Origin of the sequence: Streptococcus orisratti DSM 15617, from assembly GCF_000380105.1 — a bacterium.
Taxonomy (GTDB): domain Bacteria; phylum Bacillota; class Bacilli; order Lactobacillales; family Streptococcaceae; genus Streptococcus; species Streptococcus orisratti.
The window spans coordinates 1-8,543 of the sequence record NZ_KB904501.1; the positions used below are offsets into that span (position 1 = coordinate 1).

An 8,543-nucleotide genomic window follows, 5' to 3' on the forward strand; every position below is an offset into this window, starting at 1 on the left:
GTCATTAAGATAGTTTTTGAGTCTATCTCTATCAACTTTTCTTGGTTTTGTTCCTTTTGCTTGATGGTTTAGGTTCCCTGTTTTCTCTTTTAGTTTTAACCAGCCATAAATGGTATTTCGTGAGATTTGGAAAACATCTGATGCTTCTGTGATACTACCTGTTCGTTTACAATAGGCGAGAACTTTTTTACGAAAATCTAATGAATATGCCATAAAAACAGTATATCACATTATGTACTTTTTGTGTTTCATTTTGCTATACAACTCATAGCAAGATGTTATGCGATGGACAACCAGCATTCAAATCAACATATTGACGTAGAAGATATTCATTTCAATGTAATCTTCTAATTCTTGCCAACTGACTAATCAAAACAAGAAAGAGGGTAGTTGATAAAGCATATCGGATTTTCCAAGATTGGCGACTATCCAATTCATCGCTTTGAGCTTCTCTTCTACGGAAACAATAAAATCAATCATCGTAGTTCTCCTTAATTCTGGTTTACTACTTTGATTGATTTTTGTTTATGGTTGCCGTTTGCTAAAAACAAAACTTTCTTCATGCGTTTGTCATATTTACTTTACTGACTAAACCAGCTTGAAACCCCATTCCAAACATCTTTTACGGTTTCACCGGCCTTATCTAGAAAATCGCCCAGAGAGTCACTAGCTGTTTGAGCAGATTCTTGTACTTTGTCTAGAATCTTATTGGTATCAATGCCTGAGGAAGTATCAGTTTCGCTGGAATCCGCACTGTAGGTTAAGTCATACCCATTTTGACGATAAGCATTAGTGACTGTGAACTGGGTACCTGCTGTGTATGGCAAAACGGAGCTTGCCACAGCGCTAAAAATAGTTGAAGCAGTTCCTGAACTAGCATCAGTCAAATAATGATTTTCATCCGTTGAATCGTAACCCAACCACTGTGCAATGACCACATCAGGGGTATAGCCTATAACCCACTGGTCACTGGTTAAATCAGCATTAAAATTCGCCTCCACTGTACCTGTTTTACCGGCCATAGTGTAGCCGTAAGCATTAGCATTAATTCCTGAACCATTAGAAAAAGTTCCCAACATCATACTCGTCATTTTGTCAGCCACAGATTGACTTATAACACGGGTATTTTTCTCTTTAAAAGAAGCGATGGTTTCTCCGCTGGCATTTTCAATCCGTCTAATAAGATGAGCTGTTGGCATAATTCCTTTATTAGCAAAAGTGGAGTAAGCTTGTGCCATTTCTAACGGATTCGTTGTTATGCCACCACCAAGAGCAATACTTAATTCGTTTTTAACATTTTCCATGCTAAGCCCAAATTTCTTACCATAACTTATTCCCTTACTGATACCCATCTCATTTAGCAAATACACTGCTGGAATATTATAAGAGTTGGCTAAAGCTTGATACATAGGAACATCTTCTGTCTCAATTCCTCCATAATTACTTGGTGCATAACCGTTATAATCCCTAACAGTGTTTGGCAATAGCGTAGTAATGTCATAGCCTGAGGCCACCGCAGGCGAATAAACAACCAACGGTTTGATAGTTGATCCTGGACTCCGTGAAGCTTGGGTTGCATAGTTAAAGCTACGAAATGGCGATGCGGTTGAACTTACTCGCCCAACTAAACCTTGAACAGCTCCCGTTGCTGGATCCATAGCAACACTTGCTCCCTGGGCACTTTGTCCATCGTAATCAGAAACAGGGAAATTGTAAGTATTGTCAAAAACTGCCTGCATATTGGCTTGGTAATTTTGGTCTAGTTCTGTGTAAATTTTATAACCGTTATTAACAATATCATCTTCAGAAATGCCATAGGTTTTCTCGGCTTCTTGAATAACTGCATCAAAATAAGAGGCGTACTGATAGTCATCTGAGCTACCCGTGTAAGCATCGTTTAATTGACTGGTAATATCTACCTGTGACGCTGCATCAGCTTCTTGTTGAGTAATTTTTTTAGCATCCACCATTGCTTTTAAAACAGTATTGCGGCGATTAGTTGCATTTTCTACAGAATAATAGGGATTATAGATTTCTGGTCCTTTAAGCATACCTGCTAAAGTAGCTGACTCCTCAATTGTTAGATCAGCTGCGTGAACGCCAAAATATTTAAGACTAGCATCTTCAATGCCCCAGACCGAGTTCCCAAAATAAGCATTATTAAGGTACATAGTCAAAATCTCATTTTTGCTGTACTTTTTCGTCAATTCTAGTGCTAAAAAGAATTCCTTAGCCTTACGTGTCACTGTTTGTTCTTGACTTAGATAGGCATTTTTAGCCAATTGTTGAGTAATCGTTGACCCTCCGCCAAATTTCCCCATAGTAAATACGGCCAACAAAAAACGAGAATAGTTAATTCCAGAATTTTCATAAAATGTGCGATCCTCAGTCGCGACAACTGCTTTTTCCATATAATCACTGACTGCATCCAGTTCAACATAAGTACCTTTTTGTCCAGACAAGGAACCAACTTGCTGATCCGATTTATCATAGATTACAGTTGTTGCCTTGAGGGCATCTTGTAAATCAGAAACATTGGTTGACTTAGCAATGTAAAAAAGATAGGATCCTATTGTCAGTACACCAACACTGGCTAAAAGAAGTAAAATCTTTCCGATACGATAGCGACGCCAAAATCTGCGAATTGGATTTTTAGGAGAAGGGACAAAACGTTCTACTTTTTTTAACCACTTCGGGCGATTTTTTGCCTGCTCATGATGACCTTTGCTTCGTTGGTAGCGCCTTGATTGGATTGGCTCCAAATCTTCATTCAGTGAGTCATCATTGCTTTTCTTTTCTACATTTTTGGCTCTTTGTCTTAAAATCTTAAATTTATCTCTAAGAAAATCAAATACTTTCATGCTTTCATTATAACAATTTCTCTTAAAATCTTCATAAAATAAAAGTTACACAGTAAAGTAGAACGTTTTCAAATAAATTATGTTATAATGAGAGTAAAAATAATCAATCAGGGAGAATTCCTATATGAATAAAGAATTTGAGGCTTTCAAAAAAACCTTATCACGAGAAAGCTTGAAAGCTATTTACGATGAAACTAGAATTGAAATTGCTCCTGAAGAATTTGAAGGTACAGAAGCCTTTTCAATTGCCATCGCATCCCAAATGGCAGTCAATCTTTTAGAGAAGTATCAAGATTGGTTAAAAGAGGAAAGATAAACAAATATCTCCAATACCACTAAAAAGCTTTTAAAACCTTTTTAGTTCGGTATACAACACAAAACAACTCAACGACTTTGGGTCAGGAGTTGTTTTTTCTATTCCCGCTGAAGTTTGGTATAATAATCCTATGACATTTCGTATTAACCTAAACAACCCCTATGACACAGCAACGGTCAAAATGCTTTTAGAAGAACATTTTCTGATTCCACGAAAAATTCGTCATTTTTTGCGCACCAAAAAACACGTTTTTATCAACGGTCAAAACGTCAATTGGCAGACTTTAGTTCACAAGGGTGACTGTATTGAATTGATATTTGACGAAGAAGATTATCCCGAGAAGTCTATTCCTTTTGGAAATGCTACACTAGTGGACTGTCTCTATCAGGACGAACACCTTATTGTGGTTAACAAGCCCGAAGGCATGAAAACACACGGCAATGAACCCAATGAAATCGCTCTGCTCAATCATGTCTCAGCCTTTGTTGGTCAGACTTGCTATGTGATTCACCGATTGGATTTAGAAACGAGCGGGGCAGTCATGTTCGCCAAGAACCCTTTTGTTCTCCCCATTCTTAATCGTCTTTTAGAAAGAAAAGATATTACCCGTCAATATTGGGCACTGACTGAAGGAATTTTTACACCAAAACATCAAGTTTTCCGCGACAAAATTGGTCGTGATCGCCACGATCGTAGAAAACGCATTGTTGATCAAAAAAATGGTCAGACCGCTTTAACCGCCGTTGACTGTCTCAAGACCTTTTCAAAAACCAGTCTGGTCAACTGTCAGTTGGCAACTGGACGCACTCATCAAATCCGCGTCCACCTTTCCCATCATGGCTTTGCTATCATCGGCGATCCTCTTTACAGTCAGGTCAAAGCTCCTAGACTTATGCTCCATGCTCACACGCTCAGTTTTACCCACCCTTTTACTCTTGAAAAAGTTATGGTTACAGCTCCATCTCAAACTTTTGAATCACATTTAAAAAAAATGAAAACAACTCCTTGATATGGGAGTTATTTTCATTCTTTCAAAGTTATTGTTTCGTTAGCGTTATACCTTCTAGTGGATGGCTATAATCAAACTCTTGATTTGTTCCCGTTTGCCAAATGACTGGAGTAATCGTATCACCATTTATTTTGACACCATAGGCATATTTAACACCAACGCCGCCAATTCCTCCAGTTACAAATGCCGAAACATCGGTACCGTCATCGTAGAGATAACGATAAAGACCATTATTCTTTTCTTCAAGTTTGGTCACCTTTGCCGTATGAGTTGTATCTGTCAACTTGTCATCAATATAATCAATGGTCGTACTCACACTGCCGTCTGCTTTGAAGGACATAGAAACCAGGGCACCATCATGTTTGCCCGACCAGCTTCCCAATAACTTTTCTGGGAAAACACTGATTGCTTTGACTTGATTATCTTCCTTAACTACTGTAATAGCCTTCTGACCAGACTGTGATATAAGATAGTTTTGACCAGACTTTTTGAGGGTCAACTGTCCAGATAAGTCCTGAATGATATCACCTTGGGTATTGTTGACAATGTCCGTTGATTTATCATAATAAAAATCATAACGAGCCGAAAAATCTATTACATAGGAATCCTTGCCAACTTGTGTCATTGCATTTAGCAAAATGCTAGGAATCGTGAGACTAGTAGCTGTACGCTTATCTGTCTGCATTTTAGAGGCAATACTTTCTTTCAGTCCCTTGTAAAAGGCATTCGCTGAGCCACTTTCAAAAGCACTAGATAGCCCGCTTGGATCTTGACCTTGATTGAGATAGGCAATGAGCTGATCAAAAGCAGACACAAGAATTTTACCTGCGGATTCTTCTGTTAACAAGCCTTCCGCATTGAGTTCAACAGTTGCTCCATCAGCAATATCAGACAAAGTCTTTTTATTAGAGTTCATGTCACCATCTGAATAAGTTTTCTTGACATAGACCTGCGCCGAATTGGTCAGCGGATAATCAGCTACCTCACAGCGTCCATCAGATAGGGTGGCTACTCGTGTATCATCAAAATACAAGTCTCCGTCAAGCAGATTACTAGTCACCGTAAAACTCTTGAAAGTCACCGTCAAATCCAAAATCGTATTCTTTCCATCGAAAACCTTACTTAGTTCAAGTTTTTTATTTTTATAGAGGCCTGAAATGCTAGCTATGTAGTCCGCCACAGGTAGACGATCAACGGTAACATTGTAGTCATCCGAGTCAGATGTGGACACTTTCTTCCCATTAAGCAAAATATCGACCTTATCAACGTTGGTTTTGATATTCAAGCTCAAGGGTTTGAGAGCAATCTTATAATCAGGAAATATCAACCAACGATTACCAACACGTTTGACAAAACGTTCAGCAGATGCATTGGCCGCCTGTAACTCCTTGGTCAATTGCTTCGCTTCTGAGTGATTTAACGCTGTAAAGTTTGTGTACTTGGCTTCATCGCTCGTCACCTGCTCCCCTGTATCCGACCAAACCAAATAACCCTTAATATTTTCAAAAGTATTACCCGAAGCCTGATAGGCTGCCACATAACGCTCAATCGCATAGAATTTGGAATAATAAAAGCTACCCCAAATGACAAAAATCAACAAAAGTAAACTCAGAACGGCTGTAGGTACCCAAAACTTTTTTTGTTTCATTGTTTTCTTTAACTTTTCCATAGCTCTCTCCCTTCCTAATCAATTGATAAATCGTTTACATTTTCATTATATCAAAAAGTCAAGTCTAGACCAAATACTATCAGAAAGAGACTATAAGAATCTATGATTAATTTTTTCACCATTTTGAACCTTTAGCAAGAAATCAAACCCAGCCCTTACAACAATAAAAACCCACTCTATTGAGCAGGTTAGTAAATTTTTCTTGTTTTAGAAGCCACCCATCATACTTGGGTCCATAGCTGGAGCAGCTGGGGCTGCTGGTTCTGGCTTGTTGGCCACGACCGCTTCAGTTGTTAGAATAAGGCTAGCAACTGAGGCTGCATTTTGCAAAGCGGAGCGAGTTACCTTAACTGGGTCAATAATACCAGCCTCTACCATATCTACCCATTCACCGTTGGCAGCATTGAAACCTGTTCCGACAGGGCTATTTTTAAGTTTCTCAATGATAACAGAGCCCTCATAACCAGCGTTGAGAGCAATTTGACGAACAGGTTCTTCCAAAGCACGTTGAACAATATTACGTCCTGTCGCCTCATCACCAGTCACATCAAGCTCAGCAACCTTACCAATGACATTGACTAAGGCTGTCCCACCACCAGCAACAATGCCTTCTTCAACAGCTGCGCGCGTTGCGTTTAGAGCATCTTCAATGCGAAGTTTCATTTCTTTCAATTCAGTTTCAGTAGCGGCACCAACTTTGATAACGGCCACACCGCCAGCCAATTTAGCTAAACGTTCTTGGAGTTTTTCACGGTCAAATTCTGATGTTGTCGTTTCAATTTGAGATTTAATCAAAGCCACGCGGTTGGCAATTGCATCGGCTTCACCCGCTCCTTCAACAATCACAGTGTTATCCTTATCAACAGTAACTTTAGCAGCTTGGCCAAGCGCCGCCATTGTGGCATCTTTCAATTCAAGGCCAAGATCTTCTGTGATGACTGTTGCCCCTGTTAAAATAGCAATGTCTTCAAGCATGGCTTTACGGCGATCACCAAATCCTGGAGCTTTAACAGCTACAACATTGAAAGTACCTCGAATTTTGTTAAGAACAAGCGTTGGCAAGGCTTCACCATCAACATCATCAGCGATAATCAGAAGCGGACGGCTTGTTTTAAGAACTTCTTCTAATAGTGGCAAGACTTCTTGAATATTTGAGATTTTCTTGTCTGTAATCAGGATAAATGGATTGTCAAGGTCAGCAACCATTTTTTCATTATCCGTAACCATGTACTGTGACAAATATCCGCGGTCAAACTGCATGCCTTCTACCACATCAAGTTCTGTTTCCATACCACGTGATTCTTCAATAGTAATAACACCGTCATTACCGACTTTTTCCATGGCTTCTGAAATGTAATCACCAACTTTTTCAGAGCGTGATGATACCGCAGCAACTTGAGCAATGGCTTCTTTGTTAGCAACCGGTTGAGCGATAGCTTTCAATTCGTCGACCGCTGCCGCAACTGCTGCTTCAATCCCACGACGTATTCCAATAGGGTTAGCTCCAGCAGTCACATTTTTTAGACCTTCACGCACAATCGCTTGAGTCAAGACAGTAGCTGTTGTCGTTCCATCACCAGCAATATCGTTGGTTTTTGAAGCCACTTCGCTAACTAATTTTGCTCCCATATTTTCGAAATGGTCTTCCAATTCGATTTCTTTGGCAATGGTAACCCCGTCATTGGTAATTAGTGGTGAGCCAAATGACTTTTCCAAAACAACGTTGCGTCCTTTAGGGCCCAAGGTTACTTTGACGGTATCCGCCAAAATATCAACTCCACGCACCATAGCTGCGCGTGCATCTGATGAAAATTTAATATCTTTAGACATGTTTATTCCTTTCTTTGTGAACTTCTTCTAAGCTCTAGAATGTAATAAGTTTTCCATTTTATTTGCCTTGTTACAGACACCAGACTAGCCTTAGCAAATCAGGATCAATTTATAGAAACCAATTCCCAAAAACTCTGTTTAGTCAACAAAGCTAAAAACATTTTTTAGGCTTTTGCTCACGTCTTCTAGCACTTCTTTAATCTACAATAGCCAAAATGTCACTTTCACGAATAATGGTAACTTTAGCCTCGCCATCTTTGACATCAAGACCTGATCCGTTTTCAACCAAAACAGTGTCACCGACTGCGACGCTTGGAGCTACCAAATCACCTGTCAAGGTTCGAATACCTTGACCAACAGCTAGGACTTGGGCAACTTTTGTGGCTTCATGGCTGTTTCCGGCTAACACAAAACCACCACTTGTTTTTTCTTCTGTTTCTTTAAATGTCACGACAACACGGTCGCCTAATGGTTTTAATGACATCTTGATTCCTCCATTATATTCTTTTGAAATAGCAGCGCTGTTAACTCACTACCTACATTAGCACTCTTTAACGTTGAGTGCTAATGTTTTACAAAGACTATTCTATCACTTGGTCAGAAATAGTCAAGAAAAAAACTCTACCAAGCGGTAAAGTTTTATTCTCCCGCGTTGTAAAATGAAGTGCAACAAAAAAGACATGCTCGTCTGATATACTAGAATTCCCCAACTCAGTATAGAAAGCAGATGAACATGTCCACTAATCATTCTACCAAAAAATCGTTATACTCACACCTTTCAGCCTCTGAACGCGGAGAAATCAGCGCCTATCTCAAGATGGGCAAGAACCCCTCTGAGATTGCTCGTCTGCTTGGGCG

General features: G+C 39.6%; 8 protein-coding genes and 1 pseudogene. 3 read left to right on the top strand and 6 right to left on the bottom strand.

Features of this window, described 5'->3' with window-relative positions; genetic code table 11:
- The 3 genes and pseudogenes from A3I7_RS0109855 to pbp2a all read right to left on the bottom strand — a co-directional run.
- Nucleotides 1–213: IS630 transposase-related protein (locus tag A3I7_RS0109855; RefSeq protein ID WP_018376602.1), on the bottom strand; the 213-nt coding region annotated here is incomplete at its 3' end.
- Nucleotides 214–271: 58 nt separating this feature from the next.
- Nucleotides 272–480, bottom strand: a pseudogene (locus A3I7_RS14925) (ISAs1 family transposase); the annotation flags it as partial.
- 101 nt (nucleotides 481–581) lie between these two features.
- On the bottom strand, nucleotides 582–2,861 hold the full coding sequence (gene pbp2a / locus A3I7_RS0109865) for a penicillin-binding protein PBP2A (RefSeq protein ID WP_018376604.1): 2,280 nt from the start codon (nucleotides 2,859–2,861) through the stop codon (nucleotides 582–584).
- 124 nt (nucleotides 2,862–2,985) lie between these two features.
- On the opposite strand from pbp2a, the gene A3I7_RS0109870 reads away from it, so the two are divergent.
- Both A3I7_RS0109870 and A3I7_RS0109875 read left to right on the top strand, forming a co-directional pair.
- A complete protein-coding gene (locus A3I7_RS0109870) occupies nucleotides 2,986–3,177 on the top strand; it encodes a hypothetical protein (protein WP_018376605.1) in 192 nt (63 codons plus the stop codon).
- A gap of 130 nt (nucleotides 3,178–3,307) precedes the next feature.
- Nucleotides 3,308–4,186 (top strand): RluA family pseudouridine synthase, encoded by an 879-nt coding sequence (locus A3I7_RS0109875; RefSeq protein ID WP_018376606.1) that lies wholly within the window; start codon nucleotides 3,308–3,310, stop codon nucleotides 4,184–4,186.
- A 28-nt stretch (nucleotides 4,187–4,214) separates the two neighbouring features.
- Here A3I7_RS0109875 and A3I7_RS0109880 read toward each other — a convergent pair whose 3' ends face one another.
- The 3 genes from A3I7_RS0109880 to groES form a co-directional block, all read right to left on the bottom strand.
- Nucleotides 4,215–5,855, bottom strand: a complete 1,641-nt coding sequence (locus A3I7_RS0109880) for a zinc ribbon domain-containing protein (protein WP_018376607.1) — start codon at nucleotides 5,853–5,855, stop codon at nucleotides 4,215–4,217.
- 207 nt (nucleotides 5,856–6,062) lie between these two features.
- Nucleotides 6,063–7,685: a chaperonin GroEL gene (gene groL, locus A3I7_RS0109885; protein WP_018376608.1), complete on the bottom strand. Its 1,623-nt coding sequence runs from the start codon at nucleotides 7,683–7,685 to the stop codon at nucleotides 6,063–6,065.
- 196 nt (nucleotides 7,686–7,881) lie between these two features.
- Nucleotides 7,882–8,169, bottom strand: a complete 288-nt coding sequence (gene groES / locus A3I7_RS0109890) for a co-chaperone GroES (protein WP_018376609.1) — start codon at nucleotides 8,167–8,169, stop codon at nucleotides 7,882–7,884.
- Nucleotides 8,170–8,418: 249 nt separating this feature from the next.
- On the opposite strand from groES, the gene A3I7_RS14200 reads away from it, so the two are divergent.
- Nucleotides 8,419–8,543, top strand: a 125-nt coding sequence (locus A3I7_RS14200; protein ID WP_018375373.1) for a helix-turn-helix domain-containing protein, incomplete at its 3' end; no start/stop codon positions are given.

Excerpts from the sequence above, each read along its gene's own strand:
- pbp2a (WP_018376604.1), bottom strand. The coding sequence starts at position 2,861 with ATGAAAGTATTTGATTTTCTTAGAGATAAATTTAAGATTTTAAGACAA.
- A3I7_RS0109870 (WP_018376605.1), top strand. The coding sequence starts at position 2,986 with ATGAATAAAGAATTTGAGGCTTTCAAAAAAACCTTATCACGAGAAAGC.
- A3I7_RS0109875 (WP_018376606.1), top strand. The coding sequence starts at position 3,308 with ATGACATTTCGTATTAACCTAAACAACCCCTATGACACAGCAACGGTC.
- A3I7_RS0109880 (WP_018376607.1), bottom strand. The coding sequence starts at position 5,855 with ATGGAAAAGTTAAAGAAAACAATGAAACAAAAAAAGTTTTGGGTACCT.
- groL (WP_018376608.1), bottom strand. The coding sequence starts at position 7,685 with ATGTCTAAAGATATTAAATTTTCATCAGATGCACGCGCAGCTATGGTG.
- groES (WP_018376609.1), bottom strand. The coding sequence starts at position 8,169 with ATGTCATTAAAACCATTAGGCGACCGTGTTGTCGTGACATTTAAAGAA.